Source organism: Janthinobacterium fluminis, assembly GCF_028595325.1.
Lineage (GTDB): Bacteria > Pseudomonadota > Gammaproteobacteria > Burkholderiales > Burkholderiaceae_D > Janthinobacterium > Janthinobacterium fluminis.
Window position 1 is genome coordinate 361,477 of record NZ_JAQQXR010000002.1, and the last position, 15,556, is coordinate 377,032.

Below are 15,556 nucleotides of genomic sequence, written 5' to 3' on the forward strand. Positions count from 1 at the left end.
GCGTCCCGCTACACTGGGCCATGGCCACGCTACGCGATGATTACGATATTCCATGGAAGGATGCGTTGACGCGGTATTTTCCCGCGTTCATGGCGTTTTACTTTCCCCGGGCGCACGCGGCCATCGACTGGCGCGCTCCCACCGTGTTTCTTGAGACGGAATTGGCGCAACTGGCGCGCGACGCCATGCTGGGGCGGCGCATGGCCGACAAGCTGGTGCAAGTGACGCTGCACGGCGGTGCCGTCGAGTGGGTGCTGCTGCATCTGGAGGTGCAGGGCCGGCGCGAGGGCGGTTTCGCCGAGCGCATGTTCACCTACAATTATCGTATCTGGGACCGTTACCGCCGCCCCGTCGCCAGCCTGGCTTTGCTGGCCGACGGCAGCCGTAGCTGGAAGCCCGACAGCTTCGGCTACCGGCTGCTCGGCAGCAGCATGCGGCTGAGTTTCCCGGTGGTCAAGTTGAGCGCCTATGCCGACAGGGTCGAGCAGTTGCTGCTCGATGACAATCCCTTCGGGCTGGTGACCGCCGCCCATTTGTTGACCCGGCAAACCAAGGGCGACAGCCGGCGGCGCCGCGCGGAAAAACGCCGCCTCGTCATGCTGCTGTTTCAGCGGAATTGGGACAAACGACGTATCATCGACTTCCTCAACGTCATAGACTGGATGATGCGTTTACCGGCAGAATTGGAGCGCGCGCTGTGGAACGATATCCGGGTAATGGAAAGGAGCGACGCGATGCCTTACATGAGCATGTTCGAGCGCATGTTGCGCGACGAGGGACGCCAGGAGGGGCGCCAGGAAGGATGGCGCGAAGGCCGCCAGGAAGGTTTGCAGAGCATTCTGGCGGCGCTGCTGGAAGAGCGTTTCGGCCCCTTGCCGTCCGAGGTGCGGGAGCGCCTGGCGGGTGCCGACGGCGAGCAGATGCTGTGCTGGGCCAAGGCCGTGTTGGCCGCGCCGACCTTGAGCGCGGTGTTCCGCCAGCCCTAAAATTTGAGGTACAAGCCCCTGCGGTTCGCCAGCGCGACCAATAGCAGCATGGCGAAGGTGAGGGCGGCGGCATTGAGCAGCCCCGCGCCGCCGCCGGCCTCCAGGTAGGGCCACCAGAAACGCGGCAATCCCAGCATCGCGGCCAGTTGTTCCCACAGGTCCGGCAGGATATAGGCGAGCAGGGCGTTGGCGCCGACCGGCAGCAGCAGCGCCGTCCAGCGCCGCCATTTCAGCACGTCGATGGTGACATAGAACAGCAGGAACAGGGCCAGCACGATGCCGGCGCTCACCAGGGTATAGGATTCGGTGGCGTGGATTTTGTTGATATGGTGATAGGGCCGCAGCAACATCCCGGCGGCAAACAGGCCGGCGGCGAAGCAGGCCATGAAGCGGATGCGCAGGCCATGCGGCTGAGCCGGCGCGTCGGCGTCGCGCACGAACAGGGTGCCGACCAAGGTGCCGGCGAGCACATTCGCGGCCGTCGACCCCAGCAGTTGCGGCACGTTGACGAATTGCCGCAGCGCCGAGGGCAGGAAATCGAGGCTGCCGGCCTCGCCCCCCATGTACAGCGCAATCAGGCCGGCGAAGGCGCCCATCAGCGCCGTTGCGTTGCCGCCGGCCGCCAGATAGATCAGGCTGCACAGCAGGTAGGCCCAGCCTATCATGCCGAGAATGCCCCACCAGCCATGCTGCAGCCAGACGCTGTCGAATTCGCTGTCTGGCGTACCGCGAAAGGCCGGCAGCAGCGCCAACATCAGCGCGGCGCCGGCGTACCACGCGGCCCCGCGGGCCGGGCTTTGCCGCCACAGCAAAATGACGGCGCTGTAAAACAGCAGGAAATACAGGGGACGCGGCAGCGGCGCGGCCGCCGCGTCATAGCGGTAGGCGTTGGCCAGCACGACGCCGGCGAGCATCAGGCCGGCGGCGCGCCAGGCCAGCCGGGCCAGCAGCGCCGGGCCGACGCGGCCGCGCTGGCGGTGCAGCGACAGCGGAATGGCGACGCCGACGATGAACAGAAAACCGGGAAACACCAGGTCGGGCAGCGTCACGCCGTCGGCCCGCGCGCCGGCGTGCTTGAGCCAGTGCGGCAGGCCGGGCATGGCGGCGATGTAGTTCACCCAGATCATGGCCAGCACGATGAAGCCGCGGAAGGCGTCGAGGCTGAGCAGGCGTTCGGCAGCCACGGCGCGGGCCGGCGGAAGGGGCATGGTGCGGCTTTCCCTGTGTGGATGGGCGCGGCGCGGCCGCAGGCTGCCCGGTTCTGCTCCTTGCGTTTATTTGCCGGTTGGGCGGTTGATCCACAGCAGCCAGTAGCGGGCCAGGTCGCCCAGGCCGTCGTTGCCCTGGACCGTTTCCAGCGTCTTGATGGCATCGTCCTTGCGGCCGGCCATCGCATACGAGTAGCCCAGGCGCAGTTTGGCGTCGTCGGGGCGCTTCAGGCCGCCCTTGGCAATGCCTTTCTGTATCAACTCGATGCCCTTGTCGAACTGGTCCATCGTGACGTAGGCGTAACCCAGGTTGACCAGGCCGGTGCCGTCTTTCGACTTCGCCGCGCCGGCCTCGCCCGAGCCGATATTCTTCTGGTCGTCGGCGGCGCCCTTGGCGGCCTGGTCGCGCAGCTTCTTGTGTTTCGCGGCCTGGGTGCCGGTGCCCAGCACGCCGGCGGCGAAACCGGCGTCCAGCACTTTTTTCGCTTCCGTGGGGAAGGTCGCCAGCAGCGCCAGTTCCGCCATTTCCGTGTATTCCTCAGGCGCCATCACTTTCACGGCGGCGTATTCCAGGCGGAAGACGTCGAGCTGGAAACGGGTCGAGTAGCCGTCCTTGCTCTGGGTCCGGCTGAGCAAGTCGGTCCAGTAGTCGTCCGTCGGGTAGAACTTCACCAGTTGTTCGAGGGCGATCAGGTAGGTGGTCTTGTCCTTGGTCTTCGCGCCCGTGTTGGCCAGCAATTGCAATTCCTCGATGGCCGGTTGTTTGCCGGCTTGCTGGTTGGCGCGCAAGTCGCTCAGCAACTCCTGCTTGGCCTTTTCCATGTCGTTGCCGAAGTAGTAGGCGCGGATGATGTAGGGACGCACCTTGTTGAGGTCGCCGGTTTCCTTCTGGTAGCGCATGAACCAGGTGATCGCCTTCGGATAGTCTTTGGCGTTGTAGTGGTAGTTGGCCAGCGCCTGGATGAAGTCGCCGCGGTCGGCCACCGGCAGGTTGCCGGAGTCGATGATGGCTTCCAGCGAGGCCATGGCCATGGCGTTGTCGCCGGTGACGGAGGCGAGCGCGATGCGCAGGCGGTGCAGCACGAAGGTTTCGTAAGGGGTCTTGTCGGCCAGCGCCTCGGCCTGGTTGATGCGGCTGAGCACCTCGGCGTAGTTCTTGGCGTCCATCAGGGTTTTCACCTGGGCCGGGTCGATCAGCTTGAACATTTCCTGGCGCACCGTGTCGCCCTTGGGCGCTTCGGCCGCGGCGGCGGGTTTGTCGGCCGCCTGGCTCAGGCCGGGGGCGAAGTTCAAGCCGATGGCGGCCAGGAGCAGAGTGATACGGGCGAGACGGAACTGGGACATGGTAAATCCTTCAATCGGTGGCGAAATGACGGGCTGGCGGGTCAGCGCGCGGCCGCGTCGCAAATGGGGGGACGGCAATCACAAAACGCAAAGTACGCTATTCTGCCACCGCCGCCCCGGAATGGGCAGGGGCCGGCGGCAAAACGCGTATTGTCACACAAACTGCGGCGCCGGATCGGCCAAGGCCGCGGCGCCGGCAAGGCGCGGCAGGGCCAGGCCGGCGCCGTCGAACAGCAGGCAGTGCTGCGGCGGCAGGTGCAGGCCGATGCGCGCGCCGGCCGGCGGCGGCGCCGCGCCGGCCGCCTGCTTCAGCGCGACCAGTTCGGCGGCGCCCGCCAGCGCCGCGTAGACCAGCGACAGGTCGCCCAGGTATTCGCTGTGGGCGACGGCGGCGTCGACCCGGTTGGCGCCGGCCAGCCCGGGCGCGTCCAGCACGATGTGCTCGGCGCGCACGCCCAGCGTCAGCGCCGCGCCGGCCGCCACGCCGGCGCCGTCGGCGTCCACCGCGACGACGGCGCCGTCGGCCAGGCGCACGCGCAGACGGCCGGCGCCGCCGTCCAGCGCCGTGCAGGCGATGAAATTCATCTTCGGCGCGCCGAGGAAACCGGCGACGAACAGATTGCCCGGATGGTTGTACAACGCGTGGGGCGTGCCGACCTGCTCGACGCGTCCGCCGTTGAAGACGACGATGCGCTGGCCCAGCGTCATCGCCTCGACCTGGTCGTGGGTGACGTAGACCATGGTGGTGCCCAGCTCCCGGTGCAGGCGGCTGAGTTCGACGCGCATCTGCACGCGCAGGCTGGCGTCGAGGTTGGAGAGCGGCTCGTCGAACAGGAACACCTGCGGCTTGCGCACGATGGCGCGGCCGATGGCCACGCGCTGGCGCTGGCCGCCGGACAGCTCCTTCGGCTTGCGCCCCAGCAGCGGCTCGATCTGCAGGATGGCGGCGGCGCGTCCCACCGCCTGCTTCACCTCGGCCGCCTTGTGGCCGGCCAGTTTCAGCGCGAAGGCCATGTTTTCATACACCGTCATGTGCGGATACAGCGCGTAGGACTGGAACACCATCGCCAGGCCGCGCCGTGCCGGCGCGATGTCGTTGGCCAGCTGCCCGCCGATGTACAGCTCGCCGCCGCTGATGCTCTCCAGCCCGGCGATCATGCGCAGCAGCGTCGACTTGCCGCAGCCGGAGGGGCCGACGAAGACGACGAACTCGCCGTCGCCGATGTCGAGGTCGACGCCGTGGATGACGGCGTGCTTGTCGTCGTAGCGCTTGACGACGTTTTTCAGCGCGATCCGGGCCATTGCCGTTCCTACGCGGCCACGGCCTGGGCGTCGGCGCCCGGCGCGTCCTTGGCGCGCAGCGGCATGAAGCGCGACAGGATCAGCACCGGCAGCGCCGCCAGCAGCACCCACAGGAAGAATTTCGGGTAGCCCAGCGCCGTCTGGATGGCGCCGCTGACCATCTTGAACAGCACCAGGCCGAGCTGCATGATGCCGGTGGCGAAGGCGTAGTGGGCGGTCTGGTACTTGCCGGTGGCGACCACCTGCATCATGAACAGGATCAGGCCGATGAAGCCGAAGCCGTAGCCGAACATTTCGACGCCGAGGGTGGCGGTGATGACGGCTATGTCGGTCGGCAGCGCGTGGCTCAGGTAGTAGAACACCAGGTTCGGCAGATTCATGGCCAGGATCAGGAAGGGCATGGCCCGCTTCAAGCCCAGCCAGGAGGCGAAGTAGCCGCCGCCTATGCTGCCCAGCACGAAGGCGACGGTGCCGGCGGTGCCGTAGATGGCGCCCACCTCGGTCGTCGACAGGCCCAGGCCGCCGAGGGCGCGGGCCTCGCGCAGGAACAGCGGGCCGATGGTCTGCACCTGGGCCTCGCCGGCGCGGAACAGGATGATGAAGACGATGGCCATGCCGATGCCGGGTTTCTTGAAGAATTCGCTGAGCACGTCCCACAGCGTGGCGGCGATGGCGCCGACGCTCTGCTTGTCGGTGGCGGGATTGGCGGCCAGCGGCAGCGCCCAGGTATGGTAGAGGGCCAGCAGCAGCATCATCGCGCCGAGGATCAGGAAGATGATGGTCCAGGCCGGCGCGACGCCGATGGTTTTCTCGAAATGGCCGGCGAGGATCACCAGGCCGCCCAGCGAGATGAACTTGCCGGCGTTGAAGAAGGCGCCGGTCCAGCCGGCGTAGGCGGCCTGCTGCTGGTCCGTCAGGCTGGAGATGTACAGGCCGTCGCAGGCGATGTCGTGGGTGGCCGAGGCGACCGCCGCCAGGCCCAGCACGGCGATGCCGGCGGCGAACCAGACCGGCGTCTGCAGCGCCAGCGCGACCAGGCCCAGGCTCAGGCCGCCGACGAACTGGAAGGTGACGATGATGATCTTCTTGCTGGGCGCCAGTTCCAGGAAGGGGCTCCAGAGCGACTTGAAGACCCAGGCGAAGCCGATCATGCCGGTCCAGTAGGCGATGTCCTCGTTCGGCACGCCCATGCTCTTGAACATCAGGCCGGCCACCAGCGCCACCGCGTAGAACGGCAGGCCCTGGGCGAAATACAGGGTCGGTATCCAGGTCGCCGGGCTGCGGCTGTTTGTCTTGTTCGTGTTCATTCTCGTCTCCTCGTGTATGCGTGGGGCGCCGGCGCCGCACTATGAAACCGGCGGCGTGCGCCCCCGGCTCTTCTCTGCTTATGCGAAACCGGGCACCGGGCAGCGGCCCGTCGCTTCCAGCTCGCCGCCGAGCCAGGCGTTGACGGCGGCCAGCGCCGGCGCCGCGAAGCCGTAGGTCAGCAGGGCCGGCGCGGCGATGTCGAGCGCCTGGTAGGGGTTCCACAGCGCCAGGTGCAGGTCGGGGCGCCAGCCGGCGCGCGCGCGCGGGCCGTAGCGCAGGCGCGAGGTCGAGGCCAGCACGACAAAGCGGCCGTCGTCGGGCAGCGCGCCCCAGTCGAAGCTTTCGGCGTCGGCGAAGGTGACCATGTCGACGTCGTACAGGCGGCCCAGCGAGGCGGCCACCGCCGCCGCCGGCACGCCGGCTTCGGAGACGCCGTCGCTGACCACGTCCTGGCGTACCACCAGGCGCAGTTTGGCGCCGGCCGGCGGACGGCGCACGGCGCCGCGCGCGCTCAGGCCGCGGCGCCAGGCCTCGGCCATCAGCGCGCGGTCGGCCGCGTCCTCCGGATAGTCGCGCGCCTGGCAGGGATAGGCGGCGGCCAGCGCCGCCAGGCGCGCCAGACGGCGCTGCACCTGCCCGGCGTCCAGCTGGCCGGAGGCGATGGCGGCGCCGATCGCCTGCAGCGTTTCCTCCTGCGTTTCGCGGGTGCCCAGCGCCATCACCATGTCGGCGCCGGCGCCCAGCGCGCGCACGGCGGCGTTGCCGACGCCGTAGCGGCCGGCGATGGCGTGCATGTCCATGCCGTCGGTGATGATGACGCCGCCGAAGTTCCACTCCTCGCGCAGCAGATCGTGCAGGATGCGGCGCGACATCGTGGCCGGGTTGTCGGCGTCCAGCGCCGGGTAGACGATGTGCGCGGTCATCATCGCCGGGGCCTGGCCGGCGGCGGCGCGGAAGGGCGCGAATTCGAATTGCCGCAGCTGCTCCAGCGGCTTGTCGACGCGCGGCAGGTCGCGGTGCGAATCGACGTGGGTGTCGCCGTGGCCGGGGAAGTGCTTGACGCAGCAGGCCACGCCCTCGCTGTGGCTGCCCTCCATCCAGGCCATCGCCAGTTCGGTGGCGCGGCGCGGGTCGGCGCCGAAGGAGCGCTCGGCGATGACCGGGTTGTCGGGGTTGTTGTTCAGGTCCAGCACCGGCGCGAAGTTCCAGTTGAAGCCGAGCGAGCGCGCCGCCCGCGCCACGGCCGCGCCGACGGCGCGCGCCAGGCCGGCGTCGTCGGCCGCGCCCAGCGCCATCGCCGCCGGCGGCGCCGGCACCCAGGTCGAGCGCACCACGGCGCCGCCTTCCTGGTCGATGGCGATCAGCGCCTGCGGCCCCATGACGGCGCGCAGGTCGGCCGTCAGGCGCGCCAGTTGCGCCGAGTCGACCATGTTGGCGCGGAACAGGCAGACGGCGCGGATCGCGTTGGCGCGCAGGAAGTCGGCCGTCTCCGCGTCCAGCTCGGTGCCGGGGAAGCGTATCATGATCAGTTGGCCGGCGAGGCGGCGGTTGTCCTTGGTTTGTGGTGTCGTCATTTCACTGCTCCATCCATGCCGCGCATGAAGAATCGTTGGGTAAATAGGAAGGCTGCCAGTGTCGGCAGAATGGTCAAGATGGTGCCGGCCGCGACCACGCGGGTGCTGCTGCCGAAGGTGCCGCGCAGGTAGAGCACGCCCACCGACAGGGGGAATTCGTCGGGTTTGCTCATGACGATGGACGGCCAGATGTATTCGTTCCAGGACTCGACCGCCGTCAGGACGCCGACCGTGGCCAGCCACGGCGCGATCAGGGGCAGCATGATCTTGCTGAAGATGGTCCACTCGGAGGCGCCGTCGACGCGGGCCGCGTCGACCAGGTCTTGCGGCACCTCCTCGAAGGCTTGCTTGAGCAGCAGGATGGCGACGGCCGTGACGACGTTGGGCAGCACCACGCCGGTGTAGCTGTCGACCAGGCTCAGCTCGGTGACGGTGATGAAGTTGACGAGGAAGTTGACCTCGGACGGCAGCACCAGCGTGGCCAGGATCAGGCCGAGCACCAGCTTGCGGCCGCGGAAGCGCAGGCGCGCCAGCGGGTAGGCCGCCATCGAGCAGAGCAGCAGCTTCCAGAACACCGTGCAGACGGCGATCAGCAGCGAATTCTTGTAGAAGGACAGCATCGGTATGCTGCGGAACACCTCGGCGAAGTTTTCCAGCGAGGGCGCGCGCGGCCAGAACGTCGGCGGGTAGGCGAAGATGTTGCCCTCGGTGGAGAGGGCCGTCACCAGCGTCCACCAGAAGGGGAACACGCACAGCAGCGCCAGCGCGCACAGCAGCAGGTAGTGGCCGGCCAGCGCCAGGCCGCTCGGCGTCGAGCTCGTCCTCATCCGCGCGGCCCCGGTTTCAGGTAGCGCAGGCAGAGCAGGGCGACGCCGACGCAGCACAGCGAGACGACCATGCTGGCGGCCAGCGCGCGCGGCAGCTTCAAGTGCTTCAAGCCCTGGTCGTAGGCGTAGTACAGGGCCGTGAAGGTGGAGTTCATCGGCCCGCCCTGGGTCAGCACGTCGACCTCCTGGTAAGCCTTGAGGGCGGCCAGCACCGACAGGATGGAGCACAGCGCGATGGTCGGGCGCAGCATCGGCACGGTGATTTTCCAGAACATCTGCCAGCGGGTGGCGCCGTCCAGCACGGCCGCCTCCTGCATGTCGGCGGGCACCGCCTGCAGCGCCGCCAGGTACATCACCATATACCAGCCCAGGCCGCGCCAGACGGTGACGAACATCACGGCGCCCAGGGCCAGGGCGTCGTCCGACAGCCAGCCGACCGGCGCGTTGGCCAGGCGCAGCGCCTGCAGCGCGTAGTTCAGCGCGCCCTGCTCGTGGAACATGAAGCCCCACATGATGCCGACCACGGAGACGGTCGTCACGACCGGCACGTAGAAGGCGGCGCGGAACAGGCGCATGCCGGGCAGGCGGTGGTTGACCAGCACGGCCAGGCCCAGCGCGCCGACCTGGGTGACGGGCACCACCAGCAGGAACAGCAGGGAGTTGAGCAGGCCGGTGACGAACATCTCGTTGTCGAAGATGTAGCGGAAGTTGTCCAGGCCGACCCAGGCCGTCGGCCGCACCAGGCTGTAGTCGGTGAACGCCAGGTAGGAGCCGAAGCCGACCGGCCAGAACGAAAACAGCGCCAGCAGCAGCAGGGCCGGCGCCAGGAACAGCCAGGCTTGGGTGGTGTGGCGGCGGGCGAGCGTCATCGCTTACAGGGCGCGCTGCGAGGCGAGCTTGCGGTTCCAGATCAGCACGGCCTGGTCGAGCGCCTGCCTGACGTCCTGCTTGCCGGTGACGCCGGCCTCGACGGCCTTGACCAGCGAGCGGCGCAGCTCGTCGTAGTCGCTGACGCCGGCCACGTACAGGGTGCGCGCGTGGGCCATCGAGCGGGCGCCGGCGGCGACGGCCTTCTCGGCCGCGCCGGCCTGCTTCGGCAGCTCCAGGAAGAAGGGGTCGGCGGCGGCCTTGACGGCGGTGGGGAAGACGCTGGCCTGGCGCGCGAAGGCCAGCTGGTTGTCGTCGTTGCTGAGGTAGCGGGCGAACTTGCCGACGGCCGGCAGCAGGCGCAGGTGCACGCCTTTCGGGATGGCGAAATGGATCAGCCAGCCGCCGTCGGCGATGCCGGTCGGCCCCAGCGGCGCCGGCGCCACGTCGGTGATCGCGTAGATGTCCTTGGCGTCGCTCTGGATGCGCTTGAGGGCCGTCGGCGGCGCCAGCAGCATGCCCAGGCGGCCGCCCTTGTAGGCGTCGACCACGGCGGGGAAGTTATCCTCGGCGAACAGGCCCTCCTTGAGCAGGCCGCCGGCCTTGTAGGTGTCGGCCAGCTTCTGCACCAGCGCGACGTGGCGCGGCGAATTGAACACGGCGCGGCCGTCGGCGATGACGGCCAGGCCCTGCTGCATGAACAGGCCGTCGATCTTCGCCAGCGCCGGCGCGATGCCGGCCTTGCCGGTGCGGGCGGCGATCTGCCGCGCGAACGCCAGTTGCTCGTCCAGGCTGGCCGGGCCGCGTTGCAGGCCGGCGGCCTTGAAGATCTCGGTGTTGAAGGCGATCACGGCGACGTTGCTGTACATCGGGAAGCCGTAGGTCTTGCCCTTGAAGGTCAGGTCCTCGAGGGTGCTGGGGAGGTAGCGCCCGCGCGCCTCCTGGATCAACAGGTCGACCGGCGTCAGCAGGCCGTCGCGGGCGTACTCGTCGGCCCAGGGCACGTTCAGGTTGACCAGGGCCGGCGGCGTGCCGGCGACGATGCGCGTGACCAGCTTGGTCTGGATCACGTCCCAGGGAAAATCCACCCACTCGATTTTGACGTCGGGGTTCTGCTCCTCGTAGCGCTTGACGAGGGCGTCGAAGTAGGGCGTGAATTTGGGCTTCATGCTGAAGGTCCAGAATTCGATTTTTTCCACGGCGCCGGCGCAGGGCGCGATCAGGCTTGCCGCCGCCAGGGCCGTCAACAGTCTCTTGATGATCATCTCGTTCCCGGACGCTGGGCGCCTCATGGTTATTATGTGCCGCCGGCTTCCTTGCCGCCCGGCGGATTCGACTCCAGGGCCGCGCCGCCGGCCTTGCGTCCGGCCGGCGCGGCGCCCGCCGCTCAATTGGTCTTGGTGACCTTGCTCAAATGGCGCGGGCGGTCCGGGTCCAGGCCGCGCGCGGCCGCCAGCTTGGCCGCCATCACGTAGAAGGCCTGCACGGCGACGATCGGGTCGAGGTCCGGCGTGGCGGCGGTCGGCAGGGTCAGGTCGCGCTCGGCGATGTCGGCCGGCGCCGCCAGCAGCACGCGGGCGCCGCGCTCGCGCATCTCGCGCGCCAGCTGCAGCAGGCTGGCCTGGGTCGGGCCGCGCGTGGCGAAGATCATCAGGGGATAGCCGTCCTCGATCAATGCCATCGGGCCGTGCTTGATCTCGGCGCCGCTGAAGGCTTCGGCCTGCAGGGCCGAGGTTTCCTTGAACTTCAGCGCCGACTCCAGCGCGATCGGGAAGCTGATGCCGCGCCCGACCACCATGATGTTCTTGGCCGGGGCCAGCACCTCGATGGCGTTCGACCAGTCGCTGCGGGTGGCCTCCAGCAGCGCCTCCGGCAGCGCCGCCAGCCCGTCCAGCAGCTCGGGGTCGTTCTGCCACTGCGCCACCAGGCGCGCGCCGGCCACCAGGCTGGTGATGAAGCTCTTGGTCGCGGCCACGCTCTGTTCGCGGCCGGCGTGCAGCGGCATCGCCCACTCGGCCGCGTGGGCCAGCGGCGAGTCGGTTTCATTGACCAGCGCGATGGTGGTGGCGCCGCCGTCGCGGAAGTAGCGGATCGGCTCGACCACGTCCGGGCTCTGGCCCGACTGGGAGATGGCGATGGTCAGCGTGTCGCGCGTCACCAGCGGCGATTTGTACAGCGTCACCAGCGACATCGGCAGCGAGGCGACGACGCGGCCCAGGCGCGCCATGATCAGGTAGGCGCAGTAGTTGGCGGCGTGGTCGGAGCTGCCGCGCGCCACCGTCAGCGCGGTGGAGAACGAGGTGCTCCTCAATTTGCGGCCCAGCTCCGCGTAGCGTTCGGTGTCGCTGGCCAGCTGCAGGGCGACGCACTCGGCGGCGGATACGGCTTCTTTAAGCATCATTGAGGTCACACAATTCTCCTTCGATATAGACAGCTTTGAGTTTAAGGTCGCGATCGAGTACCACCAGATCGGCGTAACTGCCGTGGGCCAGACGGCCGCGTTCTTGCAGGCCCAGGTAGTCGGCGGCGTGGGTCGACACGCGTTTCGAGGCGTCGGCCAGGTCCAGCCCGAGGCCGACCAGGTTGCGCAGCGCCTGGTCCATCGTCAGCGTGCTGCCGGCCAGCGTGCCGTCGGGCAGGCGCACGCCGCCCATGCATTTGTGCACGGCGTGGCGGCCCAGCATGTACTCGCCGTCCGGCATGCCGGTGGCGGCCGTCGAATCGGTGACGCAGTACAGGCGCGGGATGGCGCGCAGCGCGACCTTGATGGCGCCCGGGTGGACGTGCAGCAGGTCGGGGATCAGTTCGGCGTATTCGGCGTGCGCCAGGGCGGCGCCGACCATGCCCGGCTCGCGGTGGTGCAGGCCGCTCATGGCGTTGAACAGGTGGGTGAAGCCGGCCGCGCCGTGCTCCAGCGCGGCCACGCCGTCCTCGTAGGAGCCCAGCGTGTGGCCGATCTGCACGCGCATGCCGGCGTCGGACAGCTCGCGCACCAGGCCCAGGTGGCCGGCGATCTCCGGCGCCACCGTGATCAGGCGCAGCGGCGCGTAGGCGGCCAGGCGGCGCACTTCGGCCAGCGTGGCGGCGCGGGCGTAGTTCGGCTGCGCGCCCAGCTTGCCGGAGTTGATGTAGGGCCCCTCCAGGTGGGCGCCCAGCACGCGCGCGGTGCCGGGGCGGCGCTGCGCGGCCGCCGCGCCGATCGCCTTCAGGGCGACGTCGATGTCTTCCGGCGGCGCCGTCATGGTCGTCGCCAGCATGCTGGTGGTGCCGTGGCGGGCGTGCATCGCGGCGATCGCGTAGACCGCCTCGCCGCCCTCCATGACGTCCTTGCCGGCGCCGCCGTGCACGTGCAGGTCGATGAAGCCGGGGATGACGTAGTCGTCGGCGTTGAACGAGGGGTTCACCGGGCTGCCTTCGACGGCCTTGATGCGCTCGTCGAAGTCGATCGTGCCGTTGACCCAGCCGCCCGGGGTGAGGATATTGCCTTTGATTGCACCGCTCATCTGCGCGACTCCGCTACGAATTCATAATAATCACTACGGCAATACGAGTGGGTCAGTTCCACCGCCGCGCCGCTGTCGAGGTAACTGACGCGGGTGATGTGCAGCATCGCCGCACCCGCCTTGAGGCCCGCCAGCTTGGCCTGTTCGGCGCTGGCGTTGACGGCGCGGATATGCTGCAGCGCGCGCATCGGGATCGTGCCCTTCGATTCCAGATAACCGTACAGCGAGTCGGTGACGCGCTGCGGGTCGGGCATGTAGAGGGCCGGGATGGTGGTCGTCTCGATCGCCATGACGACCTCGTCGGCGGTGCGCAGGCGCTTCAGGCGCGCCACCGGCATGTGCGGCGACAGGCCCAGCGACAGCAGCTCCAGCGGCGCGGCCACGCCGATGTCGCGCTGCAGCCAGCGCGAGCCGGCCGTGAAGCCGCGCTGGCGCAGCTCCTCGGAAAAGCTGGTCAGGCGCGACAGCGGCTGCTCCAGCTTCGGCGTGATGTAGGTGCCGGAGCCGCGCTTGCGGGTCAGCATGCCGCGCTCGCACAGCATGTCGATGGCCTTGCGCGCCGTGACGCGGGAAATCTGCAGCACCTCCGACAGCACCCGCTCCGAGGGCAGGGCCTGGTTGGCGCGCCAGTCGCCGCCGGCGATGCCGTCCGACAGGGTGTTGGCCAGTTGCATATACAGGGGGGTGTCGCTGTCGGGATCGGGCGTGAACGCGCCCAGTTTGCTCAGCATGGCGGATGCTCCCTCAGGTGTTGGCGGATCAGGCGCAGGGCGCCGGCGGCGGAGTCGCCGTGGGCCGGCACGACGCGGGCCAGCAAACCCTCCGGCAAATACGCGCGCAGCGGCTCGGCCAAGCCGCCGCACAGGGCGACGGGCAGTTGGCCGCTGGGGTCGAGGGCGGCGGCGATCAGCGCGACCTGCGCGCCGGCCTCGGCCAGGATGGCGCGCGCGGTCGGGTCGTCGGCGGCGTGCTCGAGCACCAGGCGCGCCAGTTGCGCGTAGGCGGTCTGGTTGGCGGCGGCCAGCCAGCCCTGGAAGGCGTCGCGGTGGCCGCCGCAGGCGTCGAGGACGGTGCTGGCGAAGGCGCTGGCGGCGGCGCGGCCGTCGGCGACCTGCTGGGCGTGGCCGACGGCGCGCATGCCGATCCAGGCGCCGCCGGCCTCGTCGCCGGAGGGGAAGCCCCAGCCGCCCACCTCGCGCCGTTCGCCGCGGGCGTCGAGCACTTCGCCGACGCTGCCGGTGCCGATCGCCACGACGGCGCCGGGCTGGCCCTGGTGGGCGCCCAGCAGCGTCGTCAAGGCGTCCGATTCCAGCGCGATGGCGGCGTAGCCGGGGTTTTTTTCCAGGAATTTGGTGGCCCACTGGCAGTTGTGCACGCCGGCCAGGCCGAGGCCGATGGCGCAGTGGCGCAGCGGCGGGTGGGCGATGCCGGCCGCGCTGAAGGCCTTGAGCACGGCGTTGCCGACGGCGACCCAGGCCTGGTCTATGCCGTGCGCCAAGCCCGACGGGCCGTTCTGGCCCTGGGCCAGTTCGCTGCCGTCGGCCCGCGACAGGCGCACGCGGGTGCCGCTGCCGCCGCCGTCTACGCCGATGTGATAGTCGATCATTTTTTGTGTGGTCCGCTGGCTGGTTGGGATGCTTCCGGCCGGGCCTGTGAATGCCGCATTGCGGGAAGCTGAGCGCACTATATGGTTGCCAAACCAGCTTGTCAACAGGTATTTAAGTGGTATTGATAATGGCCAAAGAGGTCTGGCGGAAAGCGTTGGGTGCTTCCGCCTAAGTCTTTGTTTTTGCAGGTTTTGTTAAAAAATGGAAATGGTATTGAAATTGGACTTGTTCAATGCCAATTCTGCCCGTGGCGCTGCCGCCGCCGCGCCGCGCCGCGCTTGATATGGGCCGCCATCCGGAGTACAGTCCGGCCTTTACACCTAGTTGGAAGTACAAAATGAATGACAAGGCAGCAAAGAGCGCTTATTGGGATGACTGGCAGCGCGAGGCGCTGGCGGCCGGCGTCGCCGCTCCCCTCGCAACGCTGGGCATGGAAGTGTTGCGCGCGCACCGTAAAAACCGCTGGCCGAAGGAGTTTCTCGGACGCGAGGACGACGGCCCGCACATGCTGACGATGTGTCTGGAGGAACCGGCCGAAACCGAGCTGTTCTTTATTGAAAACCTGTATCCCTACGATGCGGCGCTGATCGAGTCGACCCGCGTCCGCCTGGGGCTGGCGTAAGGGCGGGCGCGCCTACTCGACCTTGAATTTCTCTTCCTGCCGCCGCCTGTGGATGCGCAGGCTGAGCAGTCCCAAGCCGACCAGCATCATGCTGGCGGCGTTCGTTTCGGGCACGCTGGCCATCGGGCCCGGCGGCAGCGCCACCGGGCTGGCCGCGGCGCGGCCGTGGCGCTGCGCGCCGGCGTCGACACTGGCGGGCGCCGCCGGCGCCCCGTCCCACACGGCGTCGCCGGCGGCATGCCATGCCGGCGCCGCGACGCCAGGCGTTTCCTGATGAATCTGGACGGCCGCCGCCGGTCCGGCGCAGGCCGCCAGTAGCAGCGCCGTCGCCTCAAGTATCGCGAATTTCATTGCACCTTCCCCATTTGCGTCGAAGCCGCCACATCCCTTGCCTGCCGCACTGATGTC

15 protein-coding genes are annotated in these 15,556 nt (G+C 68.8%); 2 read left to right on the forward strand and 13 right to left on the reverse strand.

Going from position 1 to position 15,556, the window contains the following annotated elements:
- Nucleotides 1-65 precede the first annotated feature (65 nt).
- Entirely contained in the window at nucleotides 66-986 is a 921-nt protein-coding gene (locus OIK44_RS07435) for an RpnC/YadD family protein (protein WP_337587195.1), read from the forward strand.
- On the opposite strand, the gene OIK44_RS07440 is transcribed toward OIK44_RS07435, so the two are convergent.
- From OIK44_RS07440 to OIK44_RS07495, 12 genes are all read right to left on the reverse strand, one after another.
- The gene (locus OIK44_RS07440) at nucleotides 983-2,194 is read right to left on the reverse strand and encodes a DUF5009 domain-containing protein (protein ID WP_273670092.1); all 1,212 of its coding nucleotides are present in this window, start codon (nucleotides 2,192-2,194) and stop codon (nucleotides 983-985) included. The genes OIK44_RS07435 and OIK44_RS07440 overlap by 4 nt on opposite strands.
- A gap of 66 nt (nucleotides 2,195-2,260) precedes the next feature.
- Nucleotides 2,261-3,538: a tetratricopeptide repeat protein gene (locus tag OIK44_RS07445; RefSeq protein WP_273670093.1), complete on the reverse strand. Its 1,278-nt coding sequence runs from the start codon at nucleotides 3,536-3,538 to the stop codon at nucleotides 2,261-2,263.
- A gap of 153 nt (nucleotides 3,539-3,691) precedes the next feature.
- Nucleotides 3,692-4,840 (reverse strand): ABC transporter ATP-binding protein, encoded by a 1,149-nt coding sequence (locus tag OIK44_RS07450; RefSeq protein WP_273670094.1) that lies wholly within the window; start codon nucleotides 4,838-4,840, stop codon nucleotides 3,692-3,694.
- Between the two features lie 8 nt (nucleotides 4,841-4,848).
- Nucleotides 4,849-6,147 (reverse strand): MFS transporter, encoded by a 1,299-nt coding sequence (locus OIK44_RS07455; protein ID WP_273670095.1) that lies wholly within the window; start codon nucleotides 6,145-6,147, stop codon nucleotides 4,849-4,851.
- 78 nt (nucleotides 6,148-6,225) lie between these two features.
- Complete coding sequence (gene nagZ, locus OIK44_RS07460; RefSeq protein ID WP_273670096.1) at nucleotides 6,226-7,722, reverse strand: beta-N-acetylhexosaminidase; 1,497 nt, start codon at nucleotides 7,720-7,722, stop codon at nucleotides 6,226-6,228.
- Entirely contained in the window at nucleotides 7,719-8,549 is an 831-nt protein-coding gene (locus tag OIK44_RS07465) for a carbohydrate ABC transporter permease (protein ID WP_273670097.1), read from the reverse strand. Before OIK44_RS07465 ends, nagZ begins: the two co-directional genes overlap by 4 nt.
- A complete protein-coding gene (locus tag OIK44_RS07470) occupies nucleotides 8,546-9,418 on the reverse strand; it encodes a carbohydrate ABC transporter permease (protein WP_273670098.1) in 873 nt (290 codons plus the stop codon). Before OIK44_RS07470 ends, OIK44_RS07465 begins: the two co-directional genes overlap by 4 nt.
- Nucleotides 9,419-9,421: 3 nt before the next feature.
- Complete coding sequence (locus tag OIK44_RS07475; RefSeq protein ID WP_273670099.1) at nucleotides 9,422-10,681, reverse strand: ABC transporter substrate-binding protein; 1,260 nt, start codon at nucleotides 10,679-10,681, stop codon at nucleotides 9,422-9,424.
- Nucleotides 10,682-10,803: 122 nt separating this feature from the next.
- Nucleotides 10,804-11,817 carry an SIS domain-containing protein gene (locus OIK44_RS07480; protein WP_273670358.1) on the reverse strand — a complete coding sequence of 338 codons (1,014 nt, stop codon included), beginning with the start codon at nucleotides 11,815-11,817 and terminating at the stop codon, nucleotides 10,804-10,806.
- Nucleotides 11,807-12,919, reverse strand: a complete 1,113-nt coding sequence (gene nagA / locus OIK44_RS07485; protein WP_273670100.1) for an N-acetylglucosamine-6-phosphate deacetylase — start codon at nucleotides 12,917-12,919, stop codon at nucleotides 11,807-11,809. The genes OIK44_RS07480 and nagA overlap by 11 nt, the downstream gene beginning before the upstream one ends.
- Entirely contained in the window at nucleotides 12,916-13,650 is a 735-nt protein-coding gene (locus OIK44_RS07490; RefSeq protein WP_273670101.1) for a GntR family transcriptional regulator, read from the reverse strand. The genes nagA and OIK44_RS07490 overlap by 4 nt, the downstream gene beginning before the upstream one ends.
- Nucleotides 13,644-14,525 (reverse strand): glucosamine kinase nucleotide-binding domain-containing protein, encoded by an 882-nt coding sequence (locus OIK44_RS07495; RefSeq protein WP_273670102.1) that lies wholly within the window; start codon nucleotides 14,523-14,525, stop codon nucleotides 13,644-13,646. Before OIK44_RS07495 ends, OIK44_RS07490 begins: the two co-directional genes overlap by 7 nt.
- Nucleotides 14,526-14,863: 338 nt before the next feature.
- On the opposite strand from OIK44_RS07495, the gene OIK44_RS07500 reads away from it, so the two are divergent.
- Nucleotides 14,864-15,148 carry a hypothetical protein gene (locus tag OIK44_RS07500; protein ID WP_273670103.1) on the forward strand — a complete coding sequence of 95 codons (285 nt, stop codon included), beginning with the start codon at nucleotides 14,864-14,866 and terminating at the stop codon, nucleotides 15,146-15,148.
- Between the two features lie 12 nt (nucleotides 15,149-15,160).
- Here OIK44_RS07500 and OIK44_RS07505 read toward each other — a convergent pair whose 3' ends face one another.
- Nucleotides 15,161-15,499 carry a hypothetical protein gene (locus tag OIK44_RS07505; protein ID WP_273670104.1) on the reverse strand — a complete coding sequence of 113 codons (339 nt, stop codon included), beginning with the start codon at nucleotides 15,497-15,499 and terminating at the stop codon, nucleotides 15,161-15,163.
- Nucleotides 15,500-15,556: the final 57 nt, after the last annotated feature.

Excerpts from the sequence above, each read along its gene's own strand:
- OIK44_RS07500 (WP_273670103.1), top strand. The coding sequence starts at position 14,864 with ATGAATGACAAGGCAGCAAAGAGCGCTTATTGGGATGACTGGCAGCGC.
- OIK44_RS07445 (WP_273670093.1), bottom strand. The coding sequence starts at position 3,538 with ATGTCCCAGTTCCGTCTCGCCCGTATCACTCTGCTCCTGGCCGCCATC.
- OIK44_RS07505 (WP_273670104.1), bottom strand. The coding sequence starts at position 15,499 with ATGAAATTCGCGATACTTGAGGCGACGGCGCTGCTACTGGCGGCCTGC.
- OIK44_RS07490 (WP_273670101.1), bottom strand. The coding sequence starts at position 13,650 with ATGCTGAGCAAACTGGGCGCGTTCACGCCCGATCCCGACAGCGACACC.
- OIK44_RS07450 (WP_273670094.1), bottom strand. The coding sequence starts at position 4,840 with ATGGCCCGGATCGCGCTGAAAAACGTCGTCAAGCGCTACGACGACAAG.
- OIK44_RS07440 (WP_273670092.1), bottom strand. The coding sequence starts at position 2,194 with ATGCCCCTTCCGCCGGCCCGCGCCGTGGCTGCCGAACGCCTGCTCAGC.
- OIK44_RS07470 (WP_273670098.1), bottom strand. The coding sequence starts at position 9,418 with ATGACGCTCGCCCGCCGCCACACCACCCAAGCCTGGCTGTTCCTGGCG.
- OIK44_RS07480 (WP_273670358.1), bottom strand. The coding sequence starts at position 11,817 with ATGATGCTTAAAGAAGCCGTATCCGCCGCCGAGTGCGTCGCCCTGCAG.
- nagZ (WP_273670096.1), bottom strand. The coding sequence starts at position 7,722 with ATGACGACACCACAAACCAAGGACAACCGCCGCCTCGCCGGCCAACTG.
- nagA (WP_273670100.1), bottom strand. The coding sequence starts at position 12,919 with ATGAGCGGTGCAATCAAAGGCAATATCCTCACCCCGGGCGGCTGGGTC.
- OIK44_RS07475 (WP_273670099.1), bottom strand. The coding sequence starts at position 10,681 with ATGATCATCAAGAGACTGTTGACGGCCCTGGCGGCGGCAAGCCTGATC.
- OIK44_RS07455 (WP_273670095.1), bottom strand. The coding sequence starts at position 6,147 with ATGAACACGAACAAGACAAACAGCCGCAGCCCGGCGACCTGGATACCG.
- OIK44_RS07465 (WP_273670097.1), bottom strand. The coding sequence starts at position 8,549 with ATGAGGACGAGCTCGACGCCGAGCGGCCTGGCGCTGGCCGGCCACTAC.
- OIK44_RS07495 (WP_273670102.1), bottom strand. The coding sequence starts at position 14,525 with ATGATCGACTATCACATCGGCGTAGACGGCGGCGGCAGCGGCACCCGC.